This is a genomic window from Roseibium sp. SCP14, from assembly GCF_040329475.1.
Lineage (GTDB): Bacteria > Pseudomonadota > Alphaproteobacteria > Rhizobiales > Stappiaceae > Roseibium.
This window is the reverse complement of sequence record NZ_JBDZYH010000005.1, coordinates 314,289-332,474: the sequence shown is the minus strand read 5'-3', so window position 1 is coordinate 332,474 and position 18,186 is coordinate 314,289. Positions and strand designations below refer to the sequence as shown.

17 protein-coding genes and 1 other RNA gene are annotated in these 18,186 nt (G+C 56.1%); 12 read left to right on the top strand and 6 right to left on the bottom strand.

Annotated features, from left to right (window positions below):
• The first annotated feature begins 67 nt into the window (after nt 1–67).
• The 6 genes from ABLQ08_RS21675 to ABLQ08_RS21650 all read left to right on the top strand — a co-directional run bounded on the left by ABLQ08_RS21675 (nt 68) and on the right by ABLQ08_RS21650 (nt 8,097).
• Nucleotides 68–1,948, top strand: coding sequence for an extracellular solute-binding protein (locus tag ABLQ08_RS21675; protein WP_352946253.1), 1,881 nt, complete (start codon nt 68–70; stop codon nt 1,946–1,948).
• Nucleotides 1,945–3,834: an extracellular solute-binding protein gene (locus ABLQ08_RS21670; RefSeq protein WP_352946250.1), complete on the top strand. Its 1,890-nt coding sequence runs from the start codon at nt 1,945–1,947 to the stop codon at nt 3,832–3,834. Before ABLQ08_RS21675 ends, ABLQ08_RS21670 begins: the two co-directional genes overlap by 4 nt.
• A gap of 63 nt (nt 3,835–3,897) precedes the next feature.
• Entirely contained in the window at nt 3,898–5,016 is a 1,119-nt protein-coding gene (locus tag ABLQ08_RS21665; protein ID WP_352946248.1) for a microcin C ABC transporter permease YejB, read from the top strand.
• Nucleotides 5,017–5,019: 3 nt separating this feature from the next.
• Nucleotides 5,020–6,204, top strand: a complete 1,185-nt coding sequence (locus ABLQ08_RS21660) for an ABC transporter permease (RefSeq protein WP_352946246.1) — start codon at nt 5,020–5,022, stop codon at nt 6,202–6,204.
• A gap of 10 nt (nt 6,205–6,214) precedes the next feature.
• Nucleotides 6,215–7,846 (top strand): ABC transporter ATP-binding protein, encoded by a 1,632-nt coding sequence (locus ABLQ08_RS21655; RefSeq protein ID WP_352946243.1) that lies wholly within the window; start codon nt 6,215–6,217, stop codon nt 7,844–7,846.
• Between the two features lie 26 nt (nt 7,847–7,872).
• Nucleotides 7,873–8,097 carry a hypothetical protein gene (locus ABLQ08_RS21650; RefSeq protein WP_352946240.1) on the top strand — a complete coding sequence of 75 codons (225 nt, stop codon included), beginning with the start codon at nt 7,873–7,875 and terminating at the stop codon, nt 8,095–8,097.
• Nucleotides 8,098–8,154: 57 nt separating this feature from the next.
• Here ABLQ08_RS21650 and ABLQ08_RS21645 read toward each other — a convergent pair whose 3' ends face one another.
• The 6 genes from ABLQ08_RS21645 to ABLQ08_RS21620 form a co-directional block, all read right to left on the bottom strand.
• On the bottom strand, nt 8,155–8,769 hold the full coding sequence (locus tag ABLQ08_RS21645) for a hypothetical protein (RefSeq protein ID WP_352946238.1): 615 nt from the start codon (nt 8,767–8,769) through the stop codon (nt 8,155–8,157).
• A gap of 174 nt (nt 8,770–8,943) precedes the next feature.
• Complete coding sequence (locus tag ABLQ08_RS21640) at nt 8,944–10,146, bottom strand: lytic murein transglycosylase (RefSeq protein ID WP_417714939.1); 1,203 nt, start codon at nt 10,144–10,146, stop codon at nt 8,944–8,946.
• A 52-nt stretch (nt 10,147–10,198) separates the two neighbouring features.
• Nucleotides 10,199–10,777, bottom strand: coding sequence for a histidine phosphatase family protein (locus ABLQ08_RS21635; RefSeq protein WP_352946233.1), 579 nt, complete (start codon nt 10,775–10,777; stop codon nt 10,199–10,201).
• The gene (gene nudC, locus ABLQ08_RS21630) at nt 10,774–11,721 is read right to left on the bottom strand and encodes an NAD(+) diphosphatase (RefSeq protein WP_352946230.1); all 948 of its coding nucleotides are present in this window, start codon (nt 11,719–11,721) and stop codon (nt 10,774–10,776) included. The genes ABLQ08_RS21635 and nudC overlap by 4 nt, the downstream gene beginning before the upstream one ends.
• 80 nt (nt 11,722–11,801) lie before the next feature.
• Nucleotides 11,802–12,221, bottom strand: a complete 420-nt coding sequence (locus ABLQ08_RS21625) for an HIT family protein (RefSeq protein WP_352946226.1) — start codon at nt 12,219–12,221, stop codon at nt 11,802–11,804.
• Nucleotides 12,222–12,314: 93 nt separating this feature from the next.
• Entirely contained in the window at nt 12,315–12,776 is a 462-nt protein-coding gene (locus ABLQ08_RS21620) for an Lrp/AsnC family transcriptional regulator (RefSeq protein WP_352946223.1), read from the bottom strand.
• A gap of 114 nt (nt 12,777–12,890) precedes the next feature.
• Between ABLQ08_RS21620 and ABLQ08_RS21615 the strand changes: the two genes are divergently transcribed.
• From ABLQ08_RS21615 to ABLQ08_RS21590, 6 genes are all read left to right on the top strand, one after another.
• Entirely contained in the window at nt 12,891–14,045 is a 1,155-nt protein-coding gene (locus ABLQ08_RS21615; RefSeq protein ID WP_352946220.1) for an amidohydrolase, read from the top strand.
• 158 nt (nt 14,046–14,203) lie between these two features.
• The gene (locus ABLQ08_RS21610) at nt 14,204–14,836 is read left to right on the top strand and encodes a LysE family translocator (protein WP_352946217.1); all 633 of its coding nucleotides are present in this window, start codon (nt 14,204–14,206) and stop codon (nt 14,834–14,836) included.
• A gap of 94 nt (nt 14,837–14,930) precedes the next feature.
• Nucleotides 14,931–15,028, top strand: an RNA gene (gene ffs, locus ABLQ08_RS21605) — signal recognition particle sRNA small type.
• A gap of 131 nt (nt 15,029–15,159) precedes the next feature.
• Nucleotides 15,160–15,417: a hypothetical protein gene (locus ABLQ08_RS21600; RefSeq protein ID WP_352946215.1), complete on the top strand. Its 258-nt coding sequence runs from the start codon at nt 15,160–15,162 to the stop codon at nt 15,415–15,417.
• Nucleotides 15,407–15,808 carry a hypothetical protein gene (locus tag ABLQ08_RS21595; RefSeq protein WP_352946212.1) on the top strand — a complete coding sequence of 134 codons (402 nt, stop codon included), beginning with the start codon at nt 15,407–15,409 and terminating at the stop codon, nt 15,806–15,808. The genes ABLQ08_RS21600 and ABLQ08_RS21595 overlap by 11 nt, the downstream gene beginning before the upstream one ends.
• Nucleotides 15,809–15,907: 99 nt before the next feature.
• Nucleotides 15,908–17,818: a DNA polymerase III subunit gamma/tau gene (locus ABLQ08_RS21590; protein WP_417714936.1), complete on the top strand. Its 1,911-nt coding sequence runs from the start codon at nt 15,908–15,910 to the stop codon at nt 17,816–17,818.
• The last annotated feature ends 368 nt before the right edge of the window (nt 17,819–18,186 follow it).

Below are 18,186 nucleotides of genomic sequence, written 5' to 3'. Positions count from 1 at the left end.
ATCCCTACACTGGTAATTTAACACTCGATCAAAGCGGGTGAAAAACCGGAAAGGGACGGAGAAGCCGATGGTGCTTTCATGGCGTGCTTGGAACGTGGCTGCCGCAAGTCTTGCGCTGGCAGGTGTTTTGACCGTATCAGGACTGGCCATCAGTCCGGTTCAGGCAGAAGAGCCCGAATGGCAGCACGCTGCAGCACTCAACGGCACGCCCAAATACGGTCCGGAAGTTTCTCATTTCGACTATGTCAATCCCGCTGCACCGAAAGGCGGTACCGTCAGGCTTGCCAGTCGTGGCGGCTTCGACACCTTCAATATTCTTGCGCAAAGAGGGAGCCTGGCGCCGGGTCTCGGCCTCATCTATGAAAGTCTCATGGAACCTTCGCTCGATGAGGATGACATCAGCGCACAATACGGTGTTCTGGCCGAAGCTGTCCGGTATCCCAAAGATTACTCGTGGGTCGAATACAAGTTGAATCCGAATGCCAAATGGCATGATGGTCAGCCGGTAACCGCTGAAGATGTGATCTGGTCGTTCGAAAAGGCGATCGAACTCGATCCTCAGCGAAAGTTCTATTTCCAGAACGTGACCGGCACTGAAATCGTGGATGAAGGGACTGTTCGTTTCACGTTTGACACAGCCGGCAATCGCGAACTCCCGAAAATCATGGGGCAGTTGTTCGTACTGCCGAAACATTGGTGGGAGGGTACTAATGACAAGGGTGAAAAACGGGATATTTCCCGTGGAACATTAGAGCCGCCGCTCGGGTCAGGCCCTTACAAACTCAAGAATTTCTCTCCGAACCGGAATATCACCTATGAGCGCGTAGAAGCCTATTGGGGAAAGGACCTGCCAATCCGCGTAGGCGCGAACAATTTTGATGAAATCCGCTATGTCTCTTTCCTCGATGATGCCGTTCAGTTCGAAGCTTTCAAGGGCGATCAGTACGACTACCATGTGGAGCGCAGCTCCAGCCAATGGGCAAAACGTTACGATTTTCCGGCAATCAGGGACGGACGGATCGTAAAAGAGATCTTTCCGGACAATTCTTCCGGTGTGATGCAAGGGTTTTTCCTCAATCTTCGCCGGGACAAGTTCCAGAACCCGGACGTACGAAGGGCTCTGAACTACGCTTACGATTTCGAGACAACGAATGAAATTGTCTCGGCAGGGCTTCTGAAAAGGGTCGGTTCCTACTTTGCGGGAACGGAGCTGGCATCGTCCGGACTGCCGGAAGGCAAGGAGCTTGAGATCCTTGAAGAAGTACGTGACCAGGTTCCTGCGGAAGTCTTCACCGAAGAATACAAGAACCCTGTCGGCGGTTCGCAGCAGAACGTTCGTGCCAATTTGCGTGAAGCCGTGAAACTGCTGCGCAAGGCGGGTTACGAGCTCAAGGACCGCAAGATGATCGACCCGGCGACCGGCGAGCAGCTGAGCGTCGAGTTTCTTTACCGGGACAAGGCAAGCGAAAGAACACTACTGCCCTATTCAAAGAACCTGGAAAGCATAGGTGTCAAACCCGTCTTGAGACTGGTTGATACCTCCCAGTTCATAAACCGCGTTCGCAGCAGGGATTTTGATGCCACCGTTCTGGTGATTGGGCAGTCCCTGTCGCCCGGCAACGAACAACGCGAATACTGGGGGACTGCATCGGCGGACAATCCCAGTTCGGCCAATTATGGCGGTATCAAGAATCCCGCGATCGATCATCTGATCGACAAGGTTATTTTCGCGGAAGATCGGGAAACGCTCGTTGCGGCAACACATGCGCTCGACAGGGTCCTGCTGTGGAACCACTACGTCGTGCCGCAGTTTTATTCCGATGAAACCCGCACCGCTCGCTGGAACCGTTTCGCACACCCGGAAAACATGCCGGAATACAGTACCGGCTTCCCCGAGATCTGGTGGTATGATCAGGAGCTTGCAGAAAAAACGGGAGCCGCGAAATGACGATGATTTCTAACCCTTCCCGTCGAAAGCTGTTGAAACTTACCGGGGCAGCGAGCCTTGCTGCTGTTCTCCCCAGCATTCCGGTGTCGGCGCTGGCAGCCGGGGTTGCAGAAACCGGCCCTCGCCATGGTCTTTCTGTTTTTGGCGAGCTGAAATACGGTCCTGATTTCACCCATTTCGACTACGTCAATCCCGAAGCTCCCAAGGGAGGGCGGTTCGTCTTTACAGCACCGTCCTGGGCCTACAATCAGAACCCCCAGACGTTCAATTCGTTCAACTCCTTCATCTTGAAAGGTGACGCGCCACCGCGCATGGAGCTGTGCTTCGACACGCTGATGGTGCGCGCGCTCGATGAACCGGATGCCATGTATGGTCTTCTCGCCGAAACGGTTGAGATTTCGGAAGATGGCAACGTCTACACCTTCAACCTGCGTCCGGAAGCCCGGTTTCACGATGGTTCGAAACTGACCGCGGAGGATGTCGCGTTCTCCCTGATGCTCCTGAAGGCGGATGGTCACCCGCAGATCAGTCAAAACATCCAGGAGCTCAAGGATACGGAAGTTCTGGATGAATACCGGGTCGCCGTGCATTTCACGGGAAAGCAGTCGCGGCAGTTGCCCCTGCTCGTAGCCGGTTTGCCTATTTTCTCCAAGCGCTACTACACGGCGTACGATTTCAAGCAGAGCACGTTGACCGCGCCTCTTTCTTCCGGCCCCTACAAAGTGGGTAGACACGCGGTCGGCCGGTATGTGGAGTATCAGCGGTTCCAGGAATACTGGGGCAGGGATCTGCCGGTTCTGGTTGGCCAGAACAATTTCCAGATCATCCGTGTGGACTTCTACCGGGATCGCCAGGTGTCTTTCGAAGCCTTCAAGAAGGGGGAAATGACCTTCCGGGAGGAATTCTATTCCAAGATCTGGGCAACCGAATACACGTTCCCGGCGGTGGAGGACAATCGGGTTCTCAGGAAGGAATTTCCCGATGGACGGCCCTCCGGCGCTCAAGGATGGTTCATTAACACCAGGCGGGAAAAGTTCAAGGATCCGCGACTGCGCCGCGCTTTGAGCTACGCTTTCGATTTTGAATGGTCGAACAAGAACCTTTTCTACGATCTCTATCAGCGCACACAGTCGTTTTTCGAGAATTCCGACATGAAGGCGGAAGGGCTGCCGTCGGAAAAGGAACTCGCAATTCTGGAACCTTATCGGGACCAGCTCCCTGAGAGCGTTTTCGAGACCGCATATATCCAACCGGTCAGTGACGGTTCCGGATTTGACCGGAAACTGCTGCGCGAAGCCAGCAAATTGCTGAAGGAAGCGGGATATGAACGTAAAGGGGCGGAGTTGGTCGGCCCGGACGGCGCGCCATTGACAATCGAGTTCCTGAACAATTCCCCGGCCTTTGAGCGGATCATCAATCCGTACATCAAGAACCTGGGAAGACTGGGCATTCAGGCAACCTTCCGTCTGGTCGATCCGGCGCAGTATCAGTCCCGTTTGAACGACTATGACTTCGATATCTGTTCACGCAGATATTCACTGACTGCGACCTTGTCCGAAGCGATCCGCACTTTCTGGGGATCGGAAGCCGCCAAGACGCCAGGAACCTACAATATTGCGGGAATTTCCGATCCGGTGATCGATGACCTGATGGACAAGGTGCTGGAAGCGGAAACGCGGGAAGAAATGAATATCATCGCCCGTGCCCTCGACAGGGTCATCAGATCCGGCCACTACTGGGTTCCGCAGTGGAACAAACCGATCCATACGGTCGCCTTGTGGGACATGTTCGGTTATCCGGAAGAACCGCCGCGATATGATTTCCCGGTGGAGTCGACCTGGTGGGTCGACACGGAAAAGGCCAAAAAGATCGGTAAAGCCGGTTAAACTCGATTACCGGCCTGCGGATCGCCAAAGACGGCCAAACTGTAAAGGAAATGCACGAACTCCATGGGCGCTTATATTCTTCGCCGTTTGCTGCTGATGATTCCGACACTTGTCGGCATCATGGCCATCAATTTCGTCATTATCCAGTTTGCGCCGGGCGGACCGGTCGAAAGGGTCATTGCCCAGCTTCAGGGAACGGATGTCTCTGCCACGTCACGGATCAGCGGGGGCGGAGGCGACTTTGCCGGAGGGAACGATGCCTCCGGCGGAAGCGGTGTCGCGTCCGACAGCGTGACGTCCAAGTACCGCGGGGCGCAGGGGCTGGATCCGGAGTTCATCAAGGAACTTGAAGCGCAGTTCGGTTTTGACAAACCGCCGTTCGAGCGTTTCCTGAACATGCTGTGGAACTACGCCCGGTTTGATTTTGGCGAGAGTTATTTCCGTGACATTCGAATATTGGATCTGATCGCGGAGAAACTGCCCGTTTCCATATCCCTTGGACTATGGATGACGCTGATTTCCTACCTTGTGTCCATTCCCTTGGGAATTCGCAAAGCGGTGAGCGATGGATCGAGGTTTGATGTCTGGACGTCCGGTGTGATCGTGGTCGCTTATGCCATTCCCGGCTTTCTGTTTGCCGTTCTCTTGATCGTACTCTTCGCAGGCGGGTCCTTCTGGGACATCTTCCCGCTTCGAGGTCTTGTCTCCGACAATTGGGAGCAACTTTCCTGGCCGGCCCGCATAGCTGACTATTTCTGGCATTTGGCGCTGCCGTTGACCGCGATGGTGCTGTCGGCTTTCGCGACCACCACCTTGCTGACGAAGAATTCCTTCCTCGATGAGATCCGGAAGCAGTATGTCGTCACCGCAAGGGCCAAGGGGCTCAGCGAGCGTCAGGTTCTTTACGGACACGTCTTCCGCAATGCCATGCTGATCGTCGTCGCCGGTTTCCCGGGAGCGTTCATTTCCTCCTTCTTTGCCGGATCTCTGCTGATTGAAACCATCTTTTCCCTCGATGGCCTCGGCCTTCTCGGTTTTGAATCTGTCATCAATCGGGACTACGCCGTGGTCTTTGCGACATTGTACATTTTTTCGTTGATGGGACTGCTCGTGAACCTGATGTCGGACCTCACCTATACCTGGATCGATCCCCGGATCGATTTTGAAAGCCGGGAGGTGTGATCCATGGATTCGAGGCTGAACAAGGAACTGGAAGACGCCGGCTACGACGTGCTCAATCCACTGGCAGAGGAAACCGCGCCACCACCGAAAAAGATGCGCCTGTCGCCGATCAATCAGCGCAGGCTGGCAAACTTCAAGGCCAATCGACGCGGCTTCTGGTCTCTCTGGATTTTCCTCGTACTCTTCACGCTGGCGATGCTTGCGGAATTCATTACCAACGACAGGCCCATTCTGGTGTCCTACAAGGGAGAGCTTCTGGCACCCGTGTTTGTGGACTACCCGGAAGAAAAGTTTGGTGGGTTTCTTGCGGTGACCGACTACCGCGATCCCTTCATCCAGGATGAGATCAATGCCAATGGCTGGATGCTCTGGCCTCTAGTCCGGTATTCGTATCGCACGGTCAACAACGAAATACCCGTTCCGGCACCGGCACCCCCGTCCTGGACAATGGACAAGGAACAGCGCTGCACACGTTATCCTCTGGGTGCTGAAGACCCCAACTGCGTTATCGGCAACTGGAACTGGCTGGGTACCGACGATCAGGGCCGGGATGTTCTGGCCCGCCTCATCTACGGGTTCCGCATATCGGTGCTGTTCGGTCTGGCCCTGACCCTGGCGTCCTCCGTTATCGGCATCGCCGCAGGGGCAGTACAGGGATATTACGGCGGCTGGGTGGATCTCATTTTCCAGCGCTTTATCGAAATCTGGACTGCAATACCGACGCTTTATCTGATCCTCATCGTGTCTTCGTTTCTTGTGCCCGGTTTCTGGACACTGTTCACGATCCTGCTCGCCTTTTCCTGGGTGGCGCTGGTGGGCGTCGTTCGGGCGGAGTTTCTGCGCGGCCGGAACTTTGAGTATATTTCAGCGGCACGTGCGCTGGGCGTCTCCAATCCGGTGATCATGTGGCGGCACCTGTTGCCCAATGCCATGGTGGCAACACTGACCTTCATGCCGTTCATTCTCAACGGTTCGATCTCGACATTGACCGCGCTGGATTTCCTCGGTTTCGGTCTGCCTCCGGGGTCCGCATCTCTTGGCGAGTTGCTGGCCCAGGGCAAGAACAATCTGCAGGCGCCATGGCTGGGCATAACCGGGTTCATTGTGATTTCGCTGATGCTCAGCCTGCTGATTTTCATTGGTGAAGCCGTGCGTGACGCTTTCGATCCACGCAAGAGCCTGGCGTAAGGAGACTGGGATGACACAAGATGCTCTCCTGACCGTCAAGGATCTGTCCGTTGCTTTCACGCAAGGCGGCAGGGAAACTCTCGCGGTCGACAGGATTTCCTTCAACATCAAGAAGGGGGAAACCGTTGCCCTGGTAGGTGAAAGCGGTTCGGGAAAATCGGTCTCCGCGCTTTCGGTTCTGAAGCTTTTGCCATATCCGGCAGCGTCGCATCCGTCGGGTGAAATCCTGATGAACGGCAAGGACCTCCTGCATGTGAGCGACAGCGAAATGCGCAAGGTGCGCGGTAATGATGTCTCCATGATCTTTCAGGAGCCGATGACCTCGCTCAATCCGCTTCACACGGTGGAAAAGCAGATTGCCGAAATCCTGAAGATCCACCGTGGCATGGGGGAAACGCAGGCAAGAGCACGCGTTCTGGAATTGCTCAACCAGGTCGGTATTCGTGACCCGGAAAAGCGGCTCAATTCCTATCCGCACCAGCTTTCCGGCGGTCAGCGCCAGCGTGTCATGATCGCAATGGCGCTTGCCAATGAACCCGATCTTCTGATTGCTGACGAACCGACCACGGCGCTTGACGTGACCGTACAGGCGCAAATTCTCGAGCTTCTGAAGGACTTGCAGCGCCAGCAGGGCATGGCGATGCTCTTCATCACGCACGACCTCGGCATTGTCCGCAAATTCTCGGATCGGGTGTGTGTGATGACCGGCGGCAAGATCGTGGAGCAGGGGCCTGTCGAGGAAATTTTCGAGAACCCGCAACACAATTACACCAAGCATCTGCTTGCTGCCGAGCCCAAGGGCGAACCGCCGGAAACCGACACCAATAGGCCAATCGTCGTTCAGGCTGACGATCTGAAAGTCTGGTTCCCGGTCAAGCGCGGATTCCTGCGCCGGACGGTGGATCATATCAAGGCGGTGGACGGTATCGATATCACCGTGCGTGAAGGCCAGACCCTCGGCATTGTCGGTGAAAGCGGATCGGGAAAAACGACCCTCGGCCTTGCGATCTTGCGGATGATTTCATCGACGGGCCGGATTGCCTTCAATGGTCAGGATATCCAGAGCAATTCCTGGAAGGATATGCGTCCGCTTCGCCGCGACATGCAGATCGTGTTCCAGGATCCGTTTGGCGCCCTGTCTCCGCGCATGTCCGTGGCAGATATCGTAGGTGAAGGGCTCCAGGTGCACTTTCCCGGCATTTCGGCGGAAGAGCGCGACCGGAGGGTTTCTCAGGCCTTGGAAGAAGTGGGCCTCGACGCATCGACCCGGCACCGCTATCCGCACGAGTTTTCCGGCGGGCAGCGCCAGCGGATCTCGATTGCCCGCGCGATGGTGCTTGAGCCGAAATTCGTCATGCTTGACGAGCCGACTTCTGCTCTGGACATGAGCGTGCAGGCCCAGGTTGTCGACCTGTTGCGTGATCTGCAAAGGGCTCACGGACTCGCCTACCTGTTTATTTCCCATGACTTGAAGGTCGTTCGGGCGCTCGCGAATGAAGTGATCGTCATGAGACAGGGAAAGGTCGTGGAATCCGGACCGGCTGAGCAGATCTTCGACGCGCCGCAAACCGACTACACCAAGGCCCTCATGGCAGCTGCCTTCAGGCTCGAAACTGCTCCGGAAGGTGTCGTCAACATCTGACCGGAAACTGGCGGGAGCAAGGCCGCATGGTAGAGAATCTGGGACTGGTTGCGGTCGTGATCATGGTCGCCAGTTACGCGCTTGAAAGCCGGCATCCCGTTTTCGTCCTCATTTTTGCGTTCGGATGTGCGCTTGCCAGCTTCTATGCGTTTCTGATCGGATCGATCCCATTCCTGATTGCGGAAGGGATCTGGGCGGCAATTGCATTCGTCCGTTATTGGAACAGGAAAAGTTCCGGTCAGAACAGGTAATCCAATTGCCCGGCAAGAATGTTCCGGCGCAGCGGATTGCCGCGCCGGTGGGACGGTCTATGCGCAGGGTTGCACAGGATCTGCCGTCTTGCCGTCGGTGCCCATCGGAATATTTCTCAGATCGTAGTCTTCTGCCAGCGTGACATACTCCTGCAACTCTGACGATTTCAGGAAAGTTGAAATCAGCATCGGTCCCTCGTCGTTCGGGTCGATCTTGCAACCGGACACATCGATCGCAAGCGAACCTGCAATCTGATCCTGTTCTGCTTTCGTAAGAGCAAGGTATCTCGCCTGAAGCGCACGCAATTCGTCCACCTGACGGGCCGCAATCCGGTAGACTGAAATCGTTTTGCGGCTGTCGGCAGACGGGTCTTCCGACATTTCTTCCGCGGTTTCGGCCTTTTGCAGGTAGATGGTCTTTTCCCGAATGACACGACCGGTTGTCTTGTCCGTCATGGAAAAGAACATGCGGGGGCCACTGGCGCGGATCTTCAGCCGGTCGGAATGAACAACCGCGATGCGGAACAGGTCAAGGTCAGTCGTTGCGGGGTTGAACCTATCCAGGTCCTCTCCGAACGCGGAGGTGACAATCGGCCCGATAAGCATTGCGACAAGCAATAGAATTCCTGCACGCAGCGACGGTGTCGCGCGCCGGACAGTCAATCCAAACATGCGGGGGTACTCCATTTTTGAAAAAAGCATAAAATAATTATCGTAAAACAATAAAAAATAAAAGAAGAAAAATGATAGTATGTCGGCGCGAGCTGAAGTGAAGGCATGAGGAAACAGACCGCGACCGCTTGATCGTCGGCACTTTTCATACGATCAGGGAGAGAGCGCGGGGCTTTACCCCACCCAGCAGGTTGCGAAGAAACCGTTCTTTTCCTGGTCCTTGCCGATAGAGCGGCGGGTCTTGAATCCGATCAGGCCGTCTGCCCCGCCAACATCGTGTCCCAGCCCCTCAAGGCGCTGTTGAAGATTGCGGACGGCGCCCCGTGTGGTTTCCTGCATCGGCTTCCAGCCGCCGACGAAACCCTTGTTGCTGCCGTACCGGTCTGCGAGATGTCCGACGAATAGCGCGTATGTGTCGGACTCGTTGTACTTCTTCAGCACATAGAAATTTTCCGTGGCAATGAATGCCGGACCGTAACGCCCGGCAGGCAGCAGGATGTTGCCGGCCTGCCTGAGCTCATGGTCTGGAAAAGGTCTTCCGCTGACACGCTTGACCCCTTCGCCCACGAAACCTGAGATCTTCTGCCGGTTGTCCGGTCCTTCCCGCGTGCAGGAGATCGTGTTGGGAAGATGTACTTCGTATCCCCAGTCCCTGCCTTTCTGCCATCCATGGGCGGAAAGATAGTGGGCAATGGAGGCCATCGTATCGGCTTCGGATGTCCAGATGTTTCGCTTGCCGTCACCGTCGAAATCGATTGCATATTTCAGATAGGAGGAGGGCAGGAACTGTGGTTGTCCCATGGCTCCGCCCCAGGAACTTTTCATGGCTCGGCGGGACACATCGCCGTTTTGGAGAATTTTCAGCGCAGCGATCAACTCGCCTTGGAAAAAGTCCGGCCGTTGGCCCATGAAGGCCTGTGTCGCCAGAACCCGTACGGCGTCATAAGGGATTTTGGCGCCACCGTATCCGGATTCCCGTGCCCAGATGGCCAGAATGATGCGTTTGGGCACGCCGTAGCGGGCCTCGATCCTGACCAGGGCATCTGCGTGTTTCTGCATCAGCCGACGTCCGCCTGGCACCAGAGAGTTGAACTGGCTGTCACGGAAGTAGCGCGCCGGCGAGCGGAACTCGGCCTGGAAGTTGACCTTCGGAGGTGAACCCTTGCCACCCGGGCCGACGAGGCCGGGAAGAGACGTGTCTGGCGTCAGGCCCGCCAGTTCGCGGTCAAGTGTTGCTTGCGAAACCCCGGCCCTGCGGGCTGCCGGAACGACCTCGTTGTTCAGAAACTGCCGGAACTGGGCGTCGTACTTTCCCGCTTGAACGGGCTGCGGCTGCGATAGAAAAACAAGAACGGCTGCAAAAAGGGTCGGCAACAAGCGGATCACGTCGGGCTCCAGAGGTGATTTGTCCGCTGGAAGCCTAGCACGGCTAGATTTCGATCCAACTTAAATCACGGCCTGCTTGCGATGTGAGCCATTCCCGTTCAAACCGGTACCAGCACCCGCCGCGCTTCTGGTCATGCACTCTTGAAATAGGCACACCCATGAGGTGACACATGAAGATCGTTCCGGCGGCACCATGTCCGGCAAAAAGAACAGGCTGATCGGGTCCCGTTCTTGCCAGCTCCTCAGTGACGCTCGAGACAACACGCTTCTGCACATCGGAGGCCCTTTCCCAGCCTCTGATGGAGGCATTGGGATTTGCGAAGAACTGGTTGGCCGTCTCTTCGAACTCATCCGGTTGCAAGAAGCCGGTCGCCGAACGATCGTTCTCGTGAAGCGAAGCGCGGACATGATGAGGGATGGCGAGTTGTTCTGATATGATTTTGGCGGTTTCGATCGCCTTGTTCTCAGCGCTTGAAACCACCTCGGCAAACTCGTTGGCAAAGGGAAGTCCGGTAGCCTTGAATGCACGCTCCCTGCCAACGTCGGACAGGCCCCATTCAGGCACTGGAACATCCGGATCGATTTTGACTTCCGGGTGAGACAGGTACACACACCAGGTCATCTTGACCCTTCCTCGAGCCAGCCGGCAATCAGCTCATAAGCAATGGATATGGAAGGCGGTATCCTGTGTCCGTCGGGATGGGTTCCTTCAACCATCTGAATGACCTCTTCCCTGTCGCACCATTTGCAGTCTTCCAGCTCGTCGTCCTCGATTTCAATGTCCTTTGAAATCGCGGAACCCACGCAACCGAGCATCAGGTTTGCCGGGAACGGCCAGGGCTGGTTGGAGATCAGTTGGACCTCCCCAACCTGAATTCCTGATTCTTCCAGCGTTTCCCGTCGGACAGCCTGTTCGATCGTTTCGCCCGGTTCCATGAACCCGGCGAGAGTTGTGTAAACCCCTTCGGGCAATCGGGCGGGACGCCCAAGGAGCGCGCGGTCACCATCGGTGATCAGCATGATCACGCAAGGGTCCGTGCGCGGAAAATGCGGAGCCGTGCAGGAAGGGCAGTCGCGCCGGTACCCGGCCTCTGCCATCACGGTCTTTTCCCCGCAGCGTGAGCAATGGGTATGGGTTCGATGCCAGTGGATGAGGGCGCGCGCCTGGGCCAGCGCTCCGAGGTCCTGTTCTGAAAAGGCGTTCTGAAGCGCGAGATTGCGAAGGTCCTGGATATGAAGCTCAGGCCGGCCCTCCAGATCCTCGTCGCGATGTGGCAAGGTCGTGGCAAAAACGGCCTGACCGTTTTCCGGTCTGAGGCCCAAAAAGACCAATTCGGCCGGGTCCGCGCCAAGCTCAATGGCTGAATTCAGGTCATGCCCAACCTTGAGAGGCTCGGTGGAAGCGAACACCAGGGTCTTGTCGGTTGAAAGGACAATTTGCGTTTCCGGCCGTCTCAGGAGTTCGTCCAGATAGGGCTTGTCTCCGCGCCGTGTTGACTGCCTGTCGAGCGTGTTGCCGAGAAAACTCATCTCCATGGCCCGTAGGCCGGCTGCGGAGGCGCGCATGTTTGGTTCCTTGGAAAAGAAAAGCTGGCTGGATTGAAGCTGAACTCTAGGGCGGTGGCAGAGCTCTGTCCAGCCGTGGGCTATTCACCTTCCGATGACAAGGCATCCCACAATTGCTCGATCAAGGTATCGGCTTTTTCAGGGTCATAGGTTTCAGCCGGTGCTGCCCCCCAGACCGGACCTGGCCAGGCTGCATCATCGCGAAAACGAGCGATCACGTGGACATGCAATTGCGAAACCATGTTGCCGAGCGCACCGATATTGAGCTTCTCGCAGTCCGTAACCGATCTCAAAACATTGCTGGCAATTGCAATCTCCCGCATCAGCTGTTGCTGATCGCTTTCGTCCAGGTCGATAATCTCGACAAGGTCGGGCTTGCGCGGAATAAGGAGCAGCCAGGGATAGTTGGCGTCCTTCATCAAACGGACGGATGAAAGCGGAAGATCGGCGACAAAATAGCTGTCGCCTTCCAGGCGGACGTTAAGGGCAAAAGAAGTCATGATTTCACCAAAACAGGAAATTTTGTTGAGAGGCTAACCCATAAGTGTGCCGGCTTGCGAGCCCGAAAAGAGGAACCGGGCCTTGGATTGCGATCATATTTTCAAGGTGCGCCCGCTCTTGATGGTGTCCATGGACACCAGCGTTCGAAACTTCTTGATGTTTCCGCTTTGAAAAAACATGCGCCGGGTAAAGTCTTCATAGGTGGACATGCTGTCCACGACGACGGTGAGAATGAAATCGACCTCACCGGTCACGTAGAAACATTGTTGCACTTCCGGAGCCTCACGAAATGCGCTTTTTGCAACGTCGATCTTGTCCGGTGTTTCACTGATGAGTTCAACCTCAACGAAGATGGTGAGAGGCAGTCCGACCGCGTCGGGATTAACCAGTGCAACATTTGCATCGATAATGCCTTCCGCTTCCATGCGCCGGATGCGGCGTTGAACCGAGGGCGTCGACAGGTTCACTGCCTCGCCGATCTTGTGTTGCGGGGTTCGGTTGTCTACCTGCAGGATGCGCAGGATTGCACGGTCGAAGTCGTCCAGAGAAGCCATGCGAGAAAAAATTGCAGAACCCAAGGCAAGTTTCAGCAAAAATTTCAGTCGGATTGAAATATTTTCTCTCTACGACAGGCTAAAGGGCGATTTGGATCGGGAAGGAGCGATAAGGTGGAGAAGTTTGCCGAGCAGCTGCGCGAGTTGCGGCACGAATTTCACAGGCATCCCGAACTCGGGTTTCAGGAAAACTGGACCAAGGCACGCATTGCCGCGCGCCTGGAGGAACTCGAAATTGAAACGCATGTCGGTGCTGGAGTGGTTGGTGTCCTGCGTGCGGGCAAAGGCAACCGCGCAATCGGCCTGCGAGCGGATTTCGACGCGCTGCCGATCACCGAGGAAAACGACTTTTCCTACCGGTCTGAAAATGAAGGCGTGATGCACGCCTGCGGGCACGACGGACACACCACGATGCTGCTGGGTGCGGCGGAACTTCTTTCAAAGGACCCGGACTTCGATGGAACCGTGGTCTTTTTGTTTCAGCCAAACGAAGAGCATGGCCTGGGTGCCAAAGCAATGATCGATGAGGGTGTCCTTCAAAGATTTCCGATCGATGAAGTCTATGGCGCTCACAATCTTCCTGGCGAACCTGTGGGACGTGTTTCGACCCGGCCGGGTATCATCTGCTACAGCGAAAGCCTGTTCGAGTTTGAGATCAGGGGACGGGGAGGACATGCGTCGATGCCGCATGTGGGCCGGGAAACGCTGACCCCGGGTGCCGAGCTGGTGCTGGCACTGCAAACGATTGTCGCCCGAAAACTGCCTCCGTCGGCTGGAGCGGTCGTCTCCGTGACCGAGTTCATCACCGACGGTCAGCGCAATGTCCTGCCCGGACATACGATCATCAAGGGGGACACCCGGGCAGCTTCGCCTGACGACCGCCGGGCCATCGAAAGTTACATGCGTGATATCGGGGCAGGTATTGCAGCAAGCCATGGGGTTGAAGTGAAGGTCGGTTTTCGGACCGAGTTCATCGAGGCGGTCAATGATGCTGAAGCTGCCGGACATGTGGTCGCGGCTGCCCGGACCATCGGTCTCGAAGCCGACGGGAATCGCAAACCCATGACTTTTTCCGAGGACTTTGCCAACTTTCAGGCCGAGGTGCCGGGATGTTTCCTGTTGATCGGAAATGGAACCGAGGGAGCAAACGCCCGTCCTCTCCATGCAGCCAATTACGACTTTAACGACGATCTGCTGCCGATTGGTGCAAAGCTCTGGGCTGAACTTGTTCGCCAGAGATTGTCTCTGGGTGGCCGGACGCCGGGCTGATCATTCAGCTGGTGTTTCTTGCAAGGCCGACTGTTCATGTCCGGCCGATCGTTTCGGCGCGAGTGAATTGCATTTTGCACGCTGATGCGTAGATTTGAGCCGATCCTGGCGGGTTTCATCTCCCGTTCCCTTTCAGCATTGCCAATTCGGATTGAGACATGTCTCTGGAAACCTTCTTGAGTTTTGCCTTTGTTGCCGGTCTCCTGGTGATGTCTCCCGGCCCCAATGGCGTCCTGATCGCCAAAACGGTTCCAACGTCCGGGCGCTCGGCCGCCTATTGCAATGTTGGCGGGTTTGTTGCGGGCTTTTTCCTTCACGGAACGCTCTCGATTCTCGGCATTTCGGTCATTCTGGTCCATTCGGCGGAAGCCTTTTTTGTCGTCAAGATGCTTGGCGCTGCCTATCTCTTCTGGATTGGCCTGAAGGCGTTGAAAGATGCGTTTTCCGGAAAGGTACTCGCCCCTGATGTCGTTCCGGCAAAGCGAAAGCGGACGATGGCACGGGCGTTTGGGGAAGGTTTCCTGACAAATGCCCTCAATCCGAAGGTTTCGATGTTCTATCTCGCTGCATTCCCGCAGTTTATTCCTGCTGGTGACGGTGCTGTGTCGGCAGCCTTTTCGCTCGTGGCGATACATTCTCTGATCAACGCACTCTGGTTTGGTGCCATGATCGTTCTGCTCGCCAGCATGCGCAGCGCCGCTCGTAATCCGTCGTTCCAGCGGTGGCTGAAGGGCGTGACCGGTGTTGTTTTCATGGGTTTCGGGCCGAAACTGGCGACACTGCGTCCTTGAAAACCGGCGCCATCGGGCGGTTTGTTCCATGGCAAACAAAAAATCGTTTTGGCCTCTTGCCAAACCCCAGGGTGGATCTGATATAAGGCACTCGGGAGGTTGGTGGTGGACGAGCCACTCGCCAACCGGGTCAGGTCCGGAAGGAAGCAGCCCTAACGAGCCTCGGCACGGGTCGCCGTGCCAGCCTCCCACCTTTCAAAAAATTGAATTCCTATGTCGAACACCGCTCGATCCGTGCGGTGTTTTTTTGTTGCGCGACTGCATCTGTTCTCACATGTCGTCAACACTTGACTTGTTGGTACATTGGTACCATGATAACAATCATGGCGAAATCAGTTGAACGCGTTCAGACCGGTGTGCGTCTGGAAAAACGGCTTCTCAAGGTTCTCAAGGGCCTTGCGGAACATCTGGATCTTTCTCTCGGAGATCTGATCGAGGGCATGGCGCTGCATTGCTTTGAGAACAAACCACCCTTTTCCGCAGAAACGCTTGGGAAAATCGAACAGTTGAAAAGCGTCTACGATCTCGACCTGAGTGCAAACGACAGCCACAAACTGATGGATAAATCCGATGGGACCTGAACCGCGAAACTACAATGCGATGACGGAGCAGTTTGAAACGCAATCGCTCGATGCGTCCGGGTTCACGCATGTCGATCACATCGGGGTCGCCTGCAAGATGTTGCAGAAATATGAATTTCTGGAAGCTGCTGCGCGCTATGGCTCCGCTTTGCGCGGCATCGCGGCCAAGGTAGGCGCTCCGGACAAATTCAACACCACTCTGACGCTGGCCTTCCTCGGCCTGTTGTCGGAACGCATGGCCGACACACCTCACGAGACATTTGCGGAGTTCATGGAGAAGAACCCGGATCTCGTGTCGAGGTCATTGATGGAAACCTGGTATTCAAAGGAAAGGGTAGATAGTCGCCGCGCGAGGGAAATCTTTCTGATGCCGGATCGTTTCTGCAACTGATCGGGAAAAGACCACGTTCGCCCGATCACGCATTTCCGTTCACAGAAAAACTTTCAAATTGCCGTCCAACTTTCAGAAAAAGTCGCTATTGTGCGCCTCATGGATGAAACAGGTTTTCCGCAAGAAGGCGCGCCTGCGCCTGACATGACCAACACCTCTGATTCTGGTGGCCAGGACCAGGATGGTGCATATCGCGTTCTGGCACGCAAATACCGGCCGAAAACCTTCGAGGATCTCGTCGGTCAGGAGCCGATGGTCCAGACGCTGGAAAATGCGTTTGACACCGGCCGTATCGCTCAGGCGTGGATGCTGACGGGTGTTCGCGGCGTCGGAAAGACGACCACTGCACGTATCCTCGCCCGCGGCCTCAATTACGAGGTTCCCGGCGAGGCGGACAAACCGACCGTCAAGCTTGAGCGTGAAGGCACGCACTGCAAGGCGATCATGGAAGGGCGTCATGTCGATGTCATCGAGATGGATGCGGCCTCCCATACCGGTATCAACGATATCCGTGAAATCATCGATGCGGCCCGCTACCGTCCGGCAACGGCGCGCTACAAGGTCTACATCATCGACGAAGTGCACATGCTTTCCAATGCGGCTTTCAACGGTCTTCTGAAGACCCTGGAAGAACCGCCGGAACATGTGAAATTCATCTTCGCCACCACGGAAATCCGCAAGGTTCCGATCACGGTTCTCTCGCGTTGCCAGCGCTTCGATCTGCGCCGGATCGAGCAATCGAAGCTGATCGGTCTGCTGCGACGGATTTCTGACGCCGAGAACATACAGATCTCCGACGAGGCTCTTATGCTGATCGCCCGTGCGGGCGAGGGCTCTGCACGTGATTCCCTTTCATTGCTCGATCAGGCGATGGCTCATGGCGCCGGAGCGATCGAAGCCGACGACCTGCGTCAGATGCTGGGCCTGGCCGACCGCGCCCGCGTGATCGATCTTTTCGGTCACCTGATGGCAGGCCGGATCGAAGATGCGCTCGGCGAATTGCAGTTGCAGTATAACGTCGGCGCCGACCCGGCGATCGTGCTGACCGATCTTGCGGATTTTACGCATCTTGTCACCCGCATGAAGGTTGCGCCGAAGTCTGCGGATGAAGCTTCGGTGACCGAAGCCGAACGGGCACGCGGGCAGGAATTTGCCGAAAAAATTTCCGTACGCCTCTTGTCACGCGCCTGGCAGATCCTTCTGAAAGGCGTTCAGGAAGTGCAGGCCGCTTCCAAGCCGCTGGCGGCGGCGGACATGGTGCTGGTGCGCCTTGCCTATGCAGCGGACCTGCCCGATCCGGGCGACCTGATGGCGCAGATCAAGAGCGGACATAATCCACTCGGTGGTGCCGCGCCCTCCGGCGGTGGAGGGGCTCCCTCAGGAGGCGGCGGCGGACAGGCAATGGCGGTCGGTATGCCGCAGTCGGCTGGTGGCCCGGGAAACGGTCCGACCATGCAGGCCGCAGGCCGACCACAGCTGGCGGCTATTCAGGGCGGAATGCCCGATACGCAAGCATCTCCTCAGATCGCGCCTCAGACGGAAGCGCCTGCGCAACCGGCTTACAATCTGCGTAATCTTCATGATTGTGCCGCGCTGGCGTCTGAAAAGCGCGACATCCCGATGAAGGTCGCAATCCGGCGGCAAATGCGTCTGGTGAAATTCGAACCTGGCAAAATCGAAATCCAGCCGACAGAAGATGCCCCGGCCGATATTGCCGGTGAGTTCGGGCGCAAACTGACCGAATGGACCGGTCAGCGCTGGTTTGTGGTGGTTTCGCGCAACCAGGGGCGGCCAACCATCCACGAAGAGGAAGAAGCAAACCAGCAGCAGCTGCTTTCCGATGCCAAGTCCCATCCGACCGTTGCCGCATTGCTCGCACAGTTTCCCGGTGCCAAGGTTGTCGATGTGAAGGTGCAGGTCACGGAAGAAGACGAAGCCGCAATGGCCGACCCGCTCGTCAACGACCCGTTGCTCAATGAAGCATTGGGCGATGATGATGATGAAATCTGACCAACTCACAAGTTAAGCAACATGAACGATCACAAGATAAGAAACAATGTCATCTGGTTCTTGGTAACGGGCGCGATTTTCCTGATTGTCATGGCAATTGTGTCAAAGAGCGACATCGATCAATACACAAAGTTATTGACGGTTGTTTCTATTGTGTGTGTGTCGTTTTTCGCCGGGTTGTATTTCGCGGGAAGAGTTTTTTATCTCTGCTTCAAGAAGACATGAATGCCCTGCGCAGGGGCTCTCAGTCATGCCCGGGATACCGCATTTGGGGGTGGTAATTCTCCTGTTGTTCTTCTAAACGCAGATCCCAAATTAGATTAGAGACGTTGAAAGATAAGGCGCGCAGCAGCGCCTATCGAGAATTC